The sequence below is a fragment of the Mycobacterium sp. 2YAF39 genome, from assembly GCF_052114565.1.
In the GTDB taxonomy this organism is placed as follows: Bacteria; Actinomycetota; Actinomycetes; order Mycobacteriales; family Mycobacteriaceae; genus Mycobacterium.
In genome coordinates, this window is sequence record NZ_JBFREZ010000017.1 from 18,704 (window position 1) to 33,252 (window position 14,549).

The following is a 14,549-nucleotide window of genomic DNA, read 5'->3' on the forward strand; positions in this document are numbered from 1 at the left end:
GCTCGTCACGGCGGTTGCTGGGTAGCCTTTCCGGGTGATTGCAGTCTGTCGACGGTGTTGTCCGCGTCTCTGATACGCGTCCTGTCGCCCGCAAGCACCCCATTCGAAAGCAGCCATATTCATGCGATCTCTTCTGATCTTCACCCTCGTCGGCGTCGGCGCCCAACTGGTCGACGGCGCGCTCGGGATGGCCTTCGGGGTCACCGCCTCGACGCTTCTGGTGCTCAGCGGCGTTGCGTCGGCGCAAGCCAGCGCGGCGGTGCATCTCGCCGAGGTCGGCACCACGTTCGCCTCCGGCCTGTCGCACTGGAAGTTCAAGAACATCGACTGGACGATCGTGGCGAAGCTGGGCGTGCCCGGCGCGATCGGCGCGTTCCTCGGCGCGACGGTCCTGTCGTCGCTGTCGACGGAGCACGCAGCACCGTTGATGGCCGCGATTCTGTTGGCGATCGGTGTCTATGTGCTGCTGCGGTTCTCGCTGCGCACGCCGCCGGCCGTCACCGGCGGAGGGACCAAGCTGAGCGCCAAGTTCCTCACCCCGCTCGGACTGTTCGGCGGATTCATCGACGCGTCCGGCGGCGGCGGATGGGGTCCGGTGACCACCAGCACGCTGTTGTCCAGCGGCAAGACCGCGCCCCGGACGGTGATCGGATCGGTCAGCGCGTCGGAGTTTCTCGTCGCGGTGTCGGCGTCTCTGGGATTCCTGATCGGGCTGCGCGAGGAGTTCCTGGACAACCTGCCGATCGTGCTCGGGCTGGCGTTGGGCGGTGTGATCGCCGCGCCATTCGCGGCGTGGCTCGTCAGCCGGATCAGCCCCGCACTGCTGGGTACCGCGGTCGGTGGCGTGATCGTGCTGACCAACTCGCAGAAGCTGGTGAAGTACTTCGGCATCACCTCGCCGTGGTCGACGCTGATCTACACCGGGATCGTGGTGGCGTGGGCGACGTTCGTATTCCTGGCCTGGAAGCTGTCGAAGGCGCCGGCGTTCGTGCCCGCCGAACTGGAGGCCGAGGTCGCAGAAGCCGAGGCAGAACGCCCAGACGCCGTGGACGAGGCGCGTTAGGCAGACGCTAAGCGGCGGGCACTAGGCTCGGTCTAGTGCCCGTTGTCGACATGATCCTGATCGCCCTGGCGGGCGTCGGGGCAGGCGCGATCAACGCGGTCGTCGGGTCGGGAACCCTCATCACGTTCCCCACGCTTGTGGCCCTGGGCTATCCGCCGGTGACCTCGACGATGTCCAACGCCGTCGGCCTGGTCGCGGGAAGCGCGTCGGGAACGTGGGGTTATCGACGCGAGCTGCGCGGCCAGTGGAATCGGCTGAAGTGGCAGCTGCCTGCCTCCTTTGTCGGCGCTGGGATCGGCGCCTGGCTACTGCTGCACCTGCCGGAGAAGGTGTTCACGGCCGTCGTGCCGGTGCTGCTCATCCTCGCGCTGGCACTGGTGGTGGTCGGGCCGCGGATTCAGGAATGGGCCAGGCGACGCGCCGAAGCGGCCGGCGAATCGGCGGAGCACGTGTCGTCTCAGAAGATGGTGTGGCTTGTCCTTCTGACGTTCGCGGTCGGCATTTACGGCGGATACTTCACTGCCGCACAGGGAATCATGCTGATCGCCGCGATGGGCGCATTGCTTCCCGAGAGCATGCAGCGGATGAATGCGGCCAAGAACCTGCTTTCGCTGGTGGTGAATATCGTTGCGGCGCTGGCATATACCGCCGTCGCGTTCGACCGGATCAGCTGGGCGGCCGCAGGTCTGATCGCGGCGGGATCGCTGGTCGGCGGGTTCCTCGGCGCACACTACGGGCGACGGCTGTCGCCGAATGCGCTGCGGGCGGTGATAGTCGTGGTCGGCCTGATCGGGCTGTGGCGGTTGTTGACGACCGTCTAGAAGTGCGTGCGTTTCGCTTCCTGCTGCACCACGGCGTCGATGTTGTTGAGGCGTTCCATGGAGGAGACCGCGCGACGGGTTCGGTTGTTGCGTGTGAGCCGATCCTGGTGGCGATGCACGAAATCCCAGTAGCCGGCGGTGAATGGGCAGGCGTCATCGCCGAGTCGCTGCTTCGGGTCATACGCGCAGTCGGCGCAGTGGTCGCTCATCTTGTTGATGTACGCGCCGCCGGAGGCGTACGGCTTGGTGGCGAGCATGCCGCCGTCGGCGTGCTGACTCATCCCGACGACGTTGGTCGGCATCACCCAGCGGAATCCGTCGACGTAGGCGGTCGCGAACCATTCGGTCAATTGGCGCGGTGAATATCCGCGCTGCAGAGCGTGATTGCCCAGCACCATGAGCCGTTGGATGTGATGGGTCCAGCCCCGATCGCGCACCCCGGCCAGCGCGTGTCGCAGGCATTCGGCGGTGACGTCGTCGGCGTCGAGCGTCTTCCACCAGTCGGGTAGCGGCGAACGCGCCGAGAGTTCGTTGTTGCGCATGTACGACGGCCCGAAATGCCAATACAGATGCCACATGTATTCACGCCATCCGAGGATCTGGCGGATGAATCCTTCGACCGCCGGCAGGGGAGCTTTGTCGTCTCGGTACGCGTCCTCGGCGGCGTGCACGGCGTCAAGTGGATGCAGCACACCGAGATTCAGCGGGACGGACAGCAGGGAGTGCGACATCGCCCAGTCGTCGCCCATGATGGCGTCTTCGTACTGCCGAAGAGGGTAAGGCGGTGCTCGATGAATCGCGTCAATGCACGTTTGGCCTCTGCAGGTGTGACGGCGAACAGTCGCGGGCCGTCGACGCCGACGGTGTTCAGGTCCATGCGGTCGAGGTCGGAACGGACCTGCTCGTCGATGTCGTCCTCGCGCGGTTGGTAGGGCTTCGGAGCGCCGAGGGTGCCTTGCTTCTTGGGCGGGGGCTCGCGATTCTCCTCGTCGAAATTCCAGCGGCGCCCGACCGGGTCGGGTCCGTCCATCAGGACGTCGAAGCGGCGGCGTTGGTCACGATAGAAATCTTCCATCCGGAAGCGCGTGCGCTCTCCGGCCCACTCGGCGAACTCGCTGCGGGGGAGAGCGAAGGTTGGCGTGGGTAGGACCTCGGCGACCAGGTTCTGTTTCTTGAGTCGCTGGACGAACTGTTCGGCGGCGTGCGAGGTCGGTTCGTGGACCAGAACGGGACGGCCGTACCATTTGAGGGCATCGATGTAGGTATCGGTCTTCAGGAGGGTCGCGCGGTCACCGAGGTCGCGTTCGGCGTGCCGGAGCGCGGACAGCACCAGGTGCAGCTTCTGGCGATGGTAGGGCCGCCGGCGCAGCGCAGAGCTGGCCTCGACGAGCAGGATCTCGCGATGGGAGTGCTCACCGCCGTACACGGCAGGGCCGAGCTGGTCGGCGAAGAGCCACAGCGGAGTGTCATCGCGGGTGGTCACGCCGTCGGGGTACCCCGCGTGAGCGATTGCAATTGTGACGGGGGGCTACGGTAGGCTTTCGATCTGCTGCCGGCGATCTCGGCAGCACCGCGGGCTGTGGCGCAGCTTGGTAGCGCACTTGACTGGGGGTCAAGTGGTCGCAGGTTCAAATCCTGTCAGCCCGACTCAAAGAAGCATTCAGGGGCGGCTCTGGAGACATCCGGAGTCGCCTCGATTGCGTTGAAATCGCCATGGATAGCCGGGACCATCGACGACCTGGTTGCCGTCGATGCTATGTGCAGCAGCTGGGGTCCAGCACGGCGCACAGCGCCAGGACGGCATCACGGTGAGGCCGGTGATAGACATTCATGCCCCGCCGGTCGGACTCAACCAGTCCAGCGCGCCGGAGCTGGCTGAGGTGGTGACTGACGGTCGATTCCGACAACCCGAGTGCCACAGCCAAGTCGCCGCTGTTCTCCTCACCCGACGACGAGCTGAACAAGTACGACATGATCTTCACCCTTGCCGGATCGGCGAGCGCCTTGAGCCGCAACGCCACATGGAGCGCGTCGTCATCGCTCATGGGTCCGGCGGCCACAGGAGCGCAGCACACCGGCGCGGACATGTCGATCATCGGCAAGGTTTTCGGCACGCCGCCAATGTTGCCCGATACATTGACATAAGTCAAAGAGGTGTGCATCATGGGCACAGCCGGCTACTTCGACATAAGTCACATATCTAGGAAGGTTGGTCCCATGTCCCGCATACAGCTCGCGCTCAACGTCGATGACCTCAACGAGGCGGTCACGTTCTACTCCAAGTTGTTCAATACCCCGCCCAACAAGGTCAAGGAGGGTTACGCCAACTTCGCCGTGGCCGAACCACCACTGAAGCTGGTTTTGTTGCAGAACCCCGGAAAGGGCGGCACCATCAACCACCTCGGTGTCGAGGTCGAGTCCAGCGACACCGTGCACGCCGAGATCGCCCGGCTGACCGGTGAAGGTCTGTTCACCGACGAGGAGATCGGCACTACCTGTTGTTTCGCCACCCAGGACAAGGTCTGGGTTACCGGCCCCGCAGGCGAGAAGTGGGAGGTCTACACCGTCCTCGCTGACTCCGAAACGTTCGGCACCAGTCCCGCGCACCTCGGCGACGACGATGCCGAGGGTGGCGTCTGCTGCGGTAATACCTCAGATAGTGACGCCGACGAGAAGTCTGTCGCGTCCTGCTGCTAAACCCTTCGGACCACCTGATGCGGCCCGTGTACACCGGGCCGCATTGGGCGCATGATCGGGCAATGGCCGAGGACTACGACACGGTCAATCGCGACGAGATCGCCGAAGACTTGGAACGGGCACGTATCGAGTTCCACCGGTTGCTCGCTCGCGCGGGACCCGACGATTGGGGCAAGCCAACTCGCGGAACACGATGGACCAACGAACAATTGCTGTTCCACATGGTGTTCGGCTACATGGTCGTCCAGCGGCTACTGGTCCTCGTGCGAGTTTTCAGCCGCTTGCCCGACCCAGTAAGCCGCATATTCGCCTGCGGTCTCGACAGCGCCACCAAGCCGTTCCATCTCATCAACTACCTCGGATCGTGCTCAGCCGCGCTGGTCTACAACCGGCACAGGATGGGCCGGAAGCTCGACCGCTTGATCGCCGCCCTGCAACGTAAGCTGCACCGCGAGAACGACGCCGACTTCGCTCGCGGTATGCACTACCCGGTGCGCTGGGACCCCTTCTTCGAAGATTTCATGACGTTGGAGGATGTCTATCGCTACCCCGGGCGGCACTTCGACTTCCACGCTCACCAGCTCACGCTCACCGCAACACAGTGAGACTCCGCGCTTGTTCATCGCCTGTTCGCTTGCGAGTTAATTCGATGTTTGTCAATATCGATGGATGTCGAAGTCAGGCCTTCAGCTCGCCGACGCCACTGGCTGCGTCATCGCCCCTCTCGCCCGACAACCCCTGTCACCGGAAGCTGCCACCGGGCTGGCAGCCCAACTCAAAGCCCTATCCGATCCGGTTCGCCTGCGTCTGCTCAGCCTCGTCGCCAGTCACGCCGGTGGGGAAGCCTGCGTCTGCGACATCTCCGGCGACTTCGACGTCACCCAGCCCACCATCTCCCACCACCTCAAGGTGCTCAAGGACGCGGGCCTTCTCGCGTCCGAGCGCCGGGCGTCCTGGGTGTACTACTCCGTCATCCCGGAGGCGCTGATGAACCTCGCCTCAGTGCTGAGCATCGCCGCCGCCGACGACGTCGCGGCAGGAGCACCAGCGTGACCCAGCCCATCACTTCGGACGCGCACCCCACCGTCGTTGAGAAGTTGTCGGTGCTCGACCGGTTCCTGCCGGTGTGGATCGGCATCGCGATGGCCGCCGGGCTGCTTCTCGGACGCCTCGTTCCCAGCTTGGACACGGCCCTGAATCACGTTCAGGTCGACGGCATCTCGTTGCCCATCGCGCTCGGCTTGCTGATCATGATGTACCCGGTGCTGGCCAAGGTCCGCTACGACCGACTCGACGCCGTCACCGGCGACCGCAGGCTCCTGCTCAGCTCGCTGGTACTCAACTGGGTGCTCGGCCCGGCGTTGATGTTCACCTTGGCTTGGCTACTGCTGCCCGACCTGCCCGAGTACCGAACCGGGCTGATCATCGTGGGATTGGCGCGTTGTATCGCCATGGTCATCATCTGGAACGACCTAGCCTGCGGCGACCGAGAAGCCGCCGCCGTGCTGGTCGCACTCAACTCGGTGTTCCAGGTGATCATGTTCGCCGTGCTTGGCTGGTTCTATCTCTCGGTGCTACCCGGTTGGCTAGGCCTGGAACAGACCACCATCAGCACCTCTCCGTGGCAGATCGCCAAGTCCGTGCTTATCTTCCTGGGCATCCCGCTGCTCGCCGGGTATTTGTCCCGACGGCTCGGCGAGAAAGCCAAGGGACGCCTCTGGTATGAGTCCGCGTTCCTGCCCAAGATCGGCCCCTGGGCGCTCTACGGGCTGCTGTTCACCATCGTCATTCTCTTTGCCCTGCAAGGCAACCAGATCACTAGCCGACCCCTCGACGTCGTCCGCATCGCCCTGCCGCTGCTGGCGTACTTCGCCATCATGTGGGGTGGCGGCTACCTCCTGGGCGCTGCGCTCGGTCTCGGGTATGAGCGCACCACCACCTTGGCTTTCACCGCAGCAGGCAACAACTTCGAACTGGCCATCGCCGTCGCTATCGCCACCTACGGCGCAACCTCCGGCCAGGCCCTCGCCGGAGTCGTCGGCCCGCTCATCGAGGTCCCCGTCCTCGTCGCACTGGTCTACGTCTCCCTGACCCTGCGACGCCGATTTTCGGCTCATAACGCGGCACCATCGATCACGAATCGGAGCGCATGATGACTGACAGCCCCGCCTCGCCGGCCCGGCACTTGGCGCGCGACCTATCCGTTGATCAACAGCATGCTCTGAGAACCGCTGCCACACAACTGCATACCGATTTCGGCGAGCATTTCAGCGTCGACACCATCGAGCGGTTCCTACACTCGTCCTACGACCAGTTCGCAGGGCGCGCCATCATTCCCAACTTCCTGCCGCTGCTCGCCGAACGCTGGGCACGCCAACGGCTCACCGCGCTGGCCCGCGTGGAAGGCATGGTCACCGACATGAAGCCCACCGTGCTGTTCCTGTGCACTCACAACGCGGGCCGGTCCCAGATGGCCCTCGGGTTCTTCAACCACCTGGCAGGCGACCAGGGTGTCGCGTGGTCGGGTGGCTCCGAACCCGGCAATGAGATCAACCCCGCGGCTGTGCAGGCGATGGCCGAGGTCGATATCGACATCACCCGTGAGTTCCCCAAGCCCTGGACCGACGAGATCGTCAAGGCCGCCGATGTCGTCGTCACGATGGGATGCGGTGATGCCTGCCCCGTCTTCCCTGGAAAACGCTATGAGGAATGGGTACTCCCCGATCCCGCCGGGCAGACCGTGGACGCCGTCCGTCCGATCCGTGACGACATCGAAGAGCGCGTGCGCCGCCTCCTTGCCGATCTTGGCGTCACTCCCACTGCGTAACCCGAACCATATTCATGGCCGAAATACCCGCACCCTCCGTGCTATTCGTCTGCGTCAAGAACGGCGGCAAGTCCAAGATGGCCCGCAGGCCTGATGCGCAAGATCGCCGGCGACAGCGTGCAGGTCTACTCAGCGGGTACCAGACCGGGCACCACCATTAACGGGCTGTCCGCCGAGTCCCTCGCCGAAGTCGGTCGGCTCGCTTTCATGAAACCCGTTGCGTTGCAGCTGATCTCATTACTCGTGCACGCCTACCGGCTCTTGGGCCCTCGGCCTAGAGGTCAGACTTGTTTGGCGAAATAGCGTTGGCCGTCGCTGGCGATGCGCCCAAGATATGCCCTCAACGCAGGGACAAACACCTTGAACGGTAACGAAAATGCCGCCTTCGGTTCTACCGCCACCGTAAAATTGAACTGCGTGCCGCCATCGTTGGGTTGGAGGATGAAGTCCTCGGCATAGCGTTTGAAGACAGGGGCGGTGGACTCGTGCACATACATGGAGTAACCGTGGCCCTCGTCCCACCGAAAGTAGCGTGACCGCGAACGCGTGCCGAGGGCCTCAGACTCGCGCGTGGCACCGAGGCCGAACGGCGGGGCAGAGGTCCACGAGACCTCGTTGATAAGGCGCCCCCACGCTGCGGCGGAGGCGTCCGACACAAGCGACTTCCAGACGTGCTCGGGTGTTGCGTCGAACGGCTTCTGATAGCGGAAGATGTGGGGAGCAGAGCCAAGGAACTCAGCATCTACGGGTTCGAGCGGGTACCAACGCGTCATGGCTAATCAGGATGCCGCCCTGTGGGCATCAAAGGGACCATTTGACTGGGATCAGTCGCCGCCCGCCTACGCCCGATAGGCGGGAGTTCCGATGTTGTGCGTTCAGTCCCGTCGGGGTTTTTAGTTCGCGACACCCGGAGCGCATCCTGCTCGTTGGTGTGGGCGGCCGCCCAATGGGCGTCGAAGTGGGCGGTTCAAAGACCGATGGCCGGCGGGCTACCCGTCTAGTCTCCCGCCATGGACCGCATCTGGCAGTGGGCGTGGGACCGGTACGCAACGAGGTACTCGTGGGCGATGTGCGCGGTCGTCTTCTTCGCGTCTCTGCCGATCTATCTGCTCCCAATAGTTCTCGTTGTCGCTTTCGAAGGGTCCACCCACTACGTCGAGGCGGTAGCCCTCGCCGTTGTCACCCAGCCGCTGGTGGTGTACGTGGCAGCACTTCCCGGCGTGGGAGCGAGCCGCGTTGTGGAGCAGTGGGCGGCAGGCGGTGAGGTCGATCGGGCGAGCGCGCTGGCCGCTACTTACGTCTGGTCCCGGGGGGCGCTTGCCCGCGTGGTGGCGGCCAGTGCGGTATGGGCCGTCGTGGTCTTTGCGGTTGTCGGTGTGATCGCTGGGGCATCAGGGTCGCGGCTGGTCCAGTATTCGATTCTGGGCGGCGCATTCGTAACTGTCGTCCCGCTGATTGGTGTGCACAGCATCGTGGAAGCATCGTTGCGGCCGGTCCGGGTGGCCGTCGCCGGTGATAGCGGGATCGGTGACTCCCTGCCCCGCGCGCGCCCGAGTTTCGCTGCGTGGTCAAACACGTCCATTCTGGCTACCGCGTTCGTATACGCCCTCGCGGGCGCAATGCTCGCGACAGTGTTCTACCGGGCCACGGACATGCCCGTTGTCTTGGTCTTGATCGGCTGCGGGTTGACCCTGGTCTTCGGGGTGCCACTAACCGTCGGCGTTGCGTTCTCACCGTCACTGCGACCGGTGCGCGACCTTGCCGAAGGAACAGAGCGTGTGGCGGCTGGTGACTACACCCAGCGTCTGCCGGTAGTCCAGGACGATGACCTCGGCGCGTTGGCGGCGTCATTTAACCGCATGCAAGCGGGGTTGGCTGAGCGGCAACGACTTCAGGTGGCGTTCGGCACGTACGTCGACCCATCGCTAGCGGCGCGACTGTTGGAGCAGGGCGATGACGTGTTCACCGGAGAGCGCCGCGAGGTAACGGTCGTGTTCGTCGATGTCCGCGACTTCACGCCATTCGCTGAAGCCAACACCGCCGAGGCCACCGTCGCCCGACTCAATGCCTTGTTCGAGATCGTCGTGCCTGCCGTGGTGGGCGCAGGCGGACATGTCAACAAGTTCCTCGGCGACGGCGCGCTGGCGGTGTTCGGCGCACCGAACGGACTCGCCCATCACGCCGACGCTGCCGTGTCTGCCGCCGTGTCGATTCAACGGTTGGTCGCCGAGCGATTCGAAGATGCATTTCGTATTGGCATCGGCATCAACACCGGCACGGTGATCGCGGGAACCATCGGCGGCGGAGGAAAGCTGGAGTTCACACTCATCGGAGACGCCGTCAACGTCGCGGCTCGCGTAGAGCAGCTCACGAAGGCCACCGGTGATGCGATCCTGCTGACACGCCAGACCTTTGACGGCCTGGCGTCTCCACCGTCCGGACTCATCGACCGGGGAGCGCATCCCTTGAAGGGTAAGTCAGCCGAGGTGCATCTGTTTGGTCTGTAACCGTCGGACCACGGGGCGACCGCGCATAGACGCCATTCACCGAGCACGCCCTTGACGCACTGACGTCAACCGCCTTCGGACGGTGAACTGACCTGTAGCCCATGCGAACATTCGCGGCCTGGGCGTTCGCTGGGTGCGACAAGATCGCCGCGGTACCTACTGCTCGGTGCGGTTTATTCTTGAGGATGGGCCGTCGGAAGTTAGCGGACGGTATGGGGCTTGTCGGTACCCGGGGGGGTGCGTATGGCGAAGGACTTGAAAGTCGATCCAATTGATCTGCGTCTGTCGTCGGATCACATGGACACACACCATGCTGACCTGTTGGCGGCGCACACGGCCGCTAGCGAGGACATTGAAGCGGCCCAATCCGGCTGGGTCGGCTCATCGGCGACGGCCCTACAGGCCAAGCTCGCCGAATGGCAGGAGACGACGACCGCGATCACAACTGACATTGCCGCACATGCCAAGGCATTTGAGAACGCCGCACACGCCTACGCGACTGTCGACGCCGACGGTGCCGAGCGTCTGGACGAACAGCTGTAGATGTCACTGACCCTCGCCGAGATCGAGCGCTGGGACGCGTCGGCGATTCACGATGTGTCCAAGGCGCTTGCGAGGCGCGGTGCCAGCGCCATCGACGTTCGAGCCGGACTGACCAAGCTGCCGATGATCGAAAGTTGGCAAGGTAGCGGCGGCGATGCGGCACGGGCATCGCTGGACAAATTGAGTGTCTTCCTGGCGGCTCACGGCGCGGAGATGGCGCGGGTGTCGGCAGCGACGGGTAACGCCGCTGATGAGATCGAGCGGGTCAAGTCGACGCTGCAGCGGATCATCAGTGATGCCCATCGCGAGGGCTTCTCGATCGACAAGGTGACTGGGGAGGTCACGCCGCTGGACACGTCCAAGAAGGGCGATCCGGTATACATGCTGCAGCAGTCCGACCTGCAGGTGCGTATCAGGGATTTGTTGGCAGCGGCAGATGCGGCTGATGCCGACCTCGCTCGTGCCATTTCGACTGCCGGCAGCGATATGGCGACTGCTGACCAGCCGGAAACACGTCCCGATGTGCTGGCGGCTCTGTCGCAACCATTGCCCGAGGATCCGAAGCAGTTCCACGACTTGTGGGCAAAGCTCACCCCGGCGGAGAAAGATGCGCTTTTCCAACGGGATCACTCGATCGGCAACCACGACGGCATGCCGTCGGTCGACCGTGACTATTACAACCGCCTCAACCTCGAGGGACAGCTGCACCAGGCACAGGAGGCTCAGGCCGCGGCTGATGCGTTGAGGAACCAGCATCCCGATTGGGCGGCCGGGCAGAACATTCCGCCGCCCAATAAGCCCGGGGCGATCTTTGACGATCGGCTGAGATATGAAGCCTGGCAACGGCAATACGACACCGCGCTCGGCGGGACCAAGAATCTGCCCGATCTGCAGGCGGTAGATAAGACGGTGGCCGACAACCCGAACCGCAAATTGCTGCTGCTCGACACCCAAAGCGGGGAGATGGTGCATGCTGCGGTCGCGGTTGGTGACCCGGACACGGCAGACCATGTATCGGTGACCACACCTGGTCTCAACACCACCGTCCACGGCAGTATCGGGAGCATGACCGAAGAGGCGACCAACTTGCGGCAGGAATCGCTGCGCCAGTTGCAGAACACGCCCGGTCACGCGCTCGACTCGGTATCGACCGTCGCGTGGATTGGCTACGACGCGCCGCAGGTGCCCGGAACGGGTGACCTCGACGCCTCAGCGCTGGGCGCGTGGGACGTCAGCCATGACGATCTGGCCAGAGCCGGCGCGCGCGATCTGGCCGACTTCTACGACGGGATCGGGGCTAGTCACCAGGGGGTGCCACCACAGCTGACGGCCATCGGCCATTCATACGGATCGCTGACCACGGGTCTGGCTTTGCAGGAGCCCGGCATCCACGGCGTGACCGACGCGATCTTCTACGGGTCGCCGGGTATCGAAGCGACCACGCCGCAGCAGCTGCAGGTACAGCCCGGGCACGTCTTCACGATGGAGACACCCGATGACCCGATTCAAAACGTCTACGACATTCCGCCATGGGCGCACGTGGCGGTGGATGCGCTTCCGCCACCGTTACGGGATATTGCGGGACCAGTGTTGGGTGCGCTCGACGCGTCCGGTGCCGGTCAATTCGGACCCAATCCGGCCACCAATCCCAACTTCACCCATCTGGAGACGGGCGCAGTCAGCGTGCCGGACGGGTCCGGCGGCACGCTGGATCTCGGTGCCGCCCATGGGCACAGCGACTATCCGCGTTTTAGTGACAACGGCCTGCCGCGCACAACCAACTACAACATCGCGGCGGTCCTGGCTGGACTGGGCGACGACACTGTTCGGCAGAAGTAGAGAGCGACAGGATGATTGATCGAATCGGCCGTACCCGCGCCAAATTCTTGAGCACGGTCACGCTGGCCGTTACCCTCGCGACGACAGGATGTCACGTGAAAAACCCCGATGCCCCCACCCCGCCGATCCCAGCCGCGAACGCGCTGGAGGAATTGAAAGCGCTGCCGTCCCTGGAGGAGACGACCCAGCAGGTGCAGGCGGCGATCGACGAAATCACCACTGCGGCAAGCAGAGCTGTGCCAGACATCAGTTGGGAAACCGCCGGCAACGAGGACACCGGCAACTGCGAGAAGCCCTACGAGCAGACCGATGGCAAGCGCTACTTCCTGCCTAACCGCCTGGCTCAAGACGTCGCTGTTTCCGAGCAGGAGTGGGCTGGCTTGTTGAAGGTGGCCAAGGGCGCTGCCGCCAGACTCGGTGCAACCGATATTCAGGTGATGCAGGATCAACCGGGTAAACACGATGTTTGGTTTACCGGGCCGACCGGGTTGTCCATCAAGTTCTCCTACAAAGGAAACATGGTGGTATCGGGGTACACGGGCTGCCGCTTACCGCAGGACAAGAAGTAAGCGTGCAACGACACCGGATTCATCGCGGCACTTGGTGACGTAGACGACGACGCGGTTGTAGCGGTTAATACCCAGCTTGGGGCTCGATCAGTGCTAACCACCTGCCAGTTAACGGCGGCACCGTCAAATTAATTGTTTGATGAGGGTTTCTACTGCGGACATTACGGATATCTAACGGTCATGAGCGGCGTCGGGCTACTTGGCGGGCGCTACGAACTTCGCGACGTGCTCGGGTTCGGTGCCACGGCCGAAGTGTGTGACGGCTGGGACACTCGCTTGAGCCGCCCCGTGGCCATCAAACTCCTCCGCCGGGGTCTGAGCTCGCAAGCCGACGTCCGGCAGCGGTTCGAAATCGAGGCGCGCGCGGCGGCCGCTCTCAATCACTCCAACATTGTCCGGGTATATGACATCGGCAATCACGACGAGACTCCGTTCATCGTGATGGAGCGACTGCCGGGCGACACCCTAGGCGACCAGATAGCACTCGGACCGCTCCCTCAGCCGCAGGTTGGCGCGGCGCTGCGCGACGTGCTCGCGGCTCTTGCCGTCGCGCACGATGCGGGAATGCTGCATCGTGACATCAAGCCCGGTAATCTGCTCATCGCGCCGTCGGGCACAGTCAAAGTTGCCGATTTCGGGATTGTGAAGACCGCTGCGTCTGTCCACACGACGACTGGCCATGTCGTCGGCACGCTGGCATACATGAGTCCAGACAGGGTTAGCGGCAAGCCTGCATCCGTTGATGACGATCTCTATGCCGTCGGTGTCGTTGGCTATGAGGCGCTGACGGGTCAAAAGCCGTTCTCGCAAGAGGACATAATGCCGCTGGCCCATGCGATCGTCGAGGGCCGTCCACCGCCATTGGAAGAACTACGTCCAGACGTCGATGCGGCACTTGCCGACGTGATCGAGCGTGCGATGTCACCAGATCCGCTCCGGCGATTCGGTAGCGCCGATGCTATGCGGAGGGCGTTGACCGGAGAAAAGGTTCCGCTCATGAGTCCCGTTCCGGCAGTTGCTCATGGGCGGTCGCCGAGGGTATCGAGGGTTCGACGCAAGAGCTCACCAGTGGTGAACGCGGTGTCGGCGGCCTCGGTCAAACGCTCACCGGGGCGGGCGCTCAAAGTTGCCGGGTCCGGAGTCCTATTAGGAGCGATGGCACTGGCTGTGCTTGCCTTTACATCGAATCCGTCGACGACACCCACGACGGCGCCAGGGAGCTTCAGCGTCGGCACACCGGTGCCTTCCCCGATTGGGGTGACAGAAGCTCCTCGGTCGACAGCGCCGATTGTTCCTTCTTCTCCTGTGCCCGTTGTGCTTGTGGAAGTGGAACAACCCTCGCCAACACGGGTGGTCGAGCAAGCGAAGCTACCCGAACTACGCCGGACGGGAAGCAGCTTCAGCGGCGGCGGCTCAGGCAACATCGGCGGCGGGAATCGGAACGGCAATGTCGGCCGCGGCGAAAACGGCAACATCAACGGTGCAAGGGACGCTGGCGATCGAAAGACCGGCAACGGCGGTCGGAAGACCAGCAACGGAAACAACGGGAACGCGAACGGGAACGCGAACGGGAATGCTGGGAACGGTAAGCCGAAATAAACCGATCGCCTGCGCTGCATTCAGGATTCTCGGCCAGGGGGTTGGGACGGCCCGCTGATTCGGGGCCCGTGGTCGAGCGGTGCG

The 14,549-nt window shown here is 63.8% G+C and carries 13 protein-coding genes, 1 tRNA gene and 3 pseudogenes; 14 read left to right on the forward strand and 3 right to left on the reverse strand.

What is annotated here, in order from left to right:
* Positions 1 to 121: 121 nt before the first annotated feature.
* Together AB4Z42_RS27930 and AB4Z42_RS27935 are read left to right on the forward strand one after the other, a co-directional pair.
* Positions 122 to 1,063, forward strand: a complete 942-nt coding sequence (locus AB4Z42_RS27930; RefSeq protein WP_442012495.1) for a sulfite exporter TauE/SafE family protein — start codon at positions 122 to 124, stop codon at positions 1,061 to 1,063.
* 50 nt (positions 1,064 to 1,113) lie between these two features.
* A complete protein-coding gene (locus tag AB4Z42_RS27935) occupies positions 1,114 to 1,884 on the forward strand; it encodes a sulfite exporter TauE/SafE family protein (protein ID WP_442012510.1) in 771 nt (256 codons plus the stop codon).
* Here the strand turns inward: AB4Z42_RS27935 and AB4Z42_RS27940 are convergent.
* A pseudogene (locus tag AB4Z42_RS27940) lies at positions 1,881 to 3,367 on the reverse strand (cryptochrome/photolyase family protein). The gene AB4Z42_RS27935 and the pseudogene AB4Z42_RS27940 sit on opposite strands and share 4 nt — an antisense overlap.
* Before the next feature lie 90 nt (positions 3,368 to 3,457).
* Between AB4Z42_RS27940 and AB4Z42_RS27945 the strand changes: the two are divergent.
* A tRNA-Pro gene (locus tag AB4Z42_RS27945) sits at positions 3,458 to 3,531 on the forward strand.
* A 107-nt stretch (positions 3,532 to 3,638) separates the two neighbouring features.
* Here the strand turns inward: AB4Z42_RS27945 and AB4Z42_RS27950 are convergent.
* The gene (locus AB4Z42_RS27950) at positions 3,639 to 3,998 is read right to left on the reverse strand and encodes an Rv2640c family ArsR-like transcriptional regulator (protein ID WP_442012496.1); all 360 of its coding nucleotides are present in this window, start codon (positions 3,996 to 3,998) and stop codon (positions 3,639 to 3,641) included.
* A gap of 103 nt (positions 3,999 to 4,101) precedes the next feature.
* Here AB4Z42_RS27950 and AB4Z42_RS27955 point away from each other — a divergent pair, with 103 nt between their 5' ends.
* The 6 genes and pseudogenes from AB4Z42_RS27955 to AB4Z42_RS27980 form a co-directional block, all read left to right on the forward strand.
* A complete protein-coding gene (locus AB4Z42_RS27955) occupies positions 4,102 to 4,581 on the forward strand; it encodes an ArsI/CadI family heavy metal resistance metalloenzyme (protein ID WP_442012497.1) in 480 nt (159 codons plus the stop codon).
* 62 nt (positions 4,582 to 4,643) lie between these two features.
* Positions 4,644 to 5,186, forward strand: coding sequence for a DinB family protein (locus tag AB4Z42_RS27960; RefSeq protein ID WP_442012498.1), 543 nt, complete (start codon positions 4,644 to 4,646; stop codon positions 5,184 to 5,186).
* Between the two features lie 64 nt (positions 5,187 to 5,250).
* Positions 5,251 to 5,634, forward strand: coding sequence for an ArsR/SmtB family transcription factor (locus AB4Z42_RS27965; protein WP_442012499.1), 384 nt, complete (start codon positions 5,251 to 5,253; stop codon positions 5,632 to 5,634).
* A pseudogene (gene arsB, locus AB4Z42_RS27970) lies at positions 5,631 to 6,704 on the forward strand (ACR3 family arsenite efflux transporter); the annotation flags it as partial. The gene AB4Z42_RS27965 and the pseudogene arsB, both read left to right, overlap by 4 nt.
* A 29-nt stretch (positions 6,705 to 6,733) precedes the next feature.
* Positions 6,734 to 7,408 (forward strand): arsenate reductase ArsC, encoded by a 675-nt coding sequence (locus AB4Z42_RS27975; protein ID WP_442012500.1) that lies wholly within the window; start codon positions 6,734 to 6,736, stop codon positions 7,406 to 7,408.
* 14 nt (positions 7,409 to 7,422) lie between these two features.
* A pseudogene (locus AB4Z42_RS27980) lies at positions 7,423 to 7,603 on the forward strand (arsenate-mycothiol transferase ArsC); the annotation flags it as partial.
* An 86-nt stretch (positions 7,604 to 7,689) separates the two neighbouring features.
* Here AB4Z42_RS27980 and AB4Z42_RS27985 read toward each other — a convergent pair.
* A complete protein-coding gene (locus AB4Z42_RS27985; RefSeq protein WP_442012501.1) occupies positions 7,690 to 8,181 on the reverse strand; it encodes an SRPBCC family protein in 492 nt (163 codons plus the stop codon).
* A gap of 237 nt (positions 8,182 to 8,418) precedes the next feature.
* On the opposite strand from AB4Z42_RS27985, the gene AB4Z42_RS27990 reads away from it, so the two are divergent.
* From AB4Z42_RS27990 to AB4Z42_RS28010, 5 genes are all read left to right on the forward strand, one after another.
* Positions 8,419 to 9,915 (forward strand): adenylate/guanylate cyclase domain-containing protein, encoded by a 1,497-nt coding sequence (locus AB4Z42_RS27990; RefSeq protein WP_442012502.1) that lies wholly within the window; start codon positions 8,419 to 8,421, stop codon positions 9,913 to 9,915.
* Between the two features lie 297 nt (positions 9,916 to 10,212).
* Positions 10,213 to 10,458 (forward strand): WXG100 family type VII secretion target, encoded by a 246-nt coding sequence (locus tag AB4Z42_RS27995; RefSeq protein WP_442012503.1) that lies wholly within the window; start codon positions 10,213 to 10,215, stop codon positions 10,456 to 10,458.
* Entirely contained in the window at positions 10,459 to 12,297 is a 1,839-nt protein-coding gene (locus AB4Z42_RS28000) for an alpha/beta hydrolase (RefSeq protein ID WP_442012504.1), read from the forward strand.
* Positions 12,298 to 12,308: 11 nt separating this feature from the next.
* Positions 12,309 to 12,866 (forward strand): LppA family lipoprotein, encoded by a 558-nt coding sequence (locus AB4Z42_RS28005; protein WP_442012505.1) that lies wholly within the window; start codon positions 12,309 to 12,311, stop codon positions 12,864 to 12,866.
* Between the two features lie 180 nt (positions 12,867 to 13,046).
* Positions 13,047 to 14,465, forward strand: coding sequence for a serine/threonine-protein kinase (locus tag AB4Z42_RS28010; protein ID WP_442012506.1), 1,419 nt, complete (start codon positions 13,047 to 13,049; stop codon positions 14,463 to 14,465).
* Positions 14,466 to 14,549: the final 84 nt, after the last annotated feature.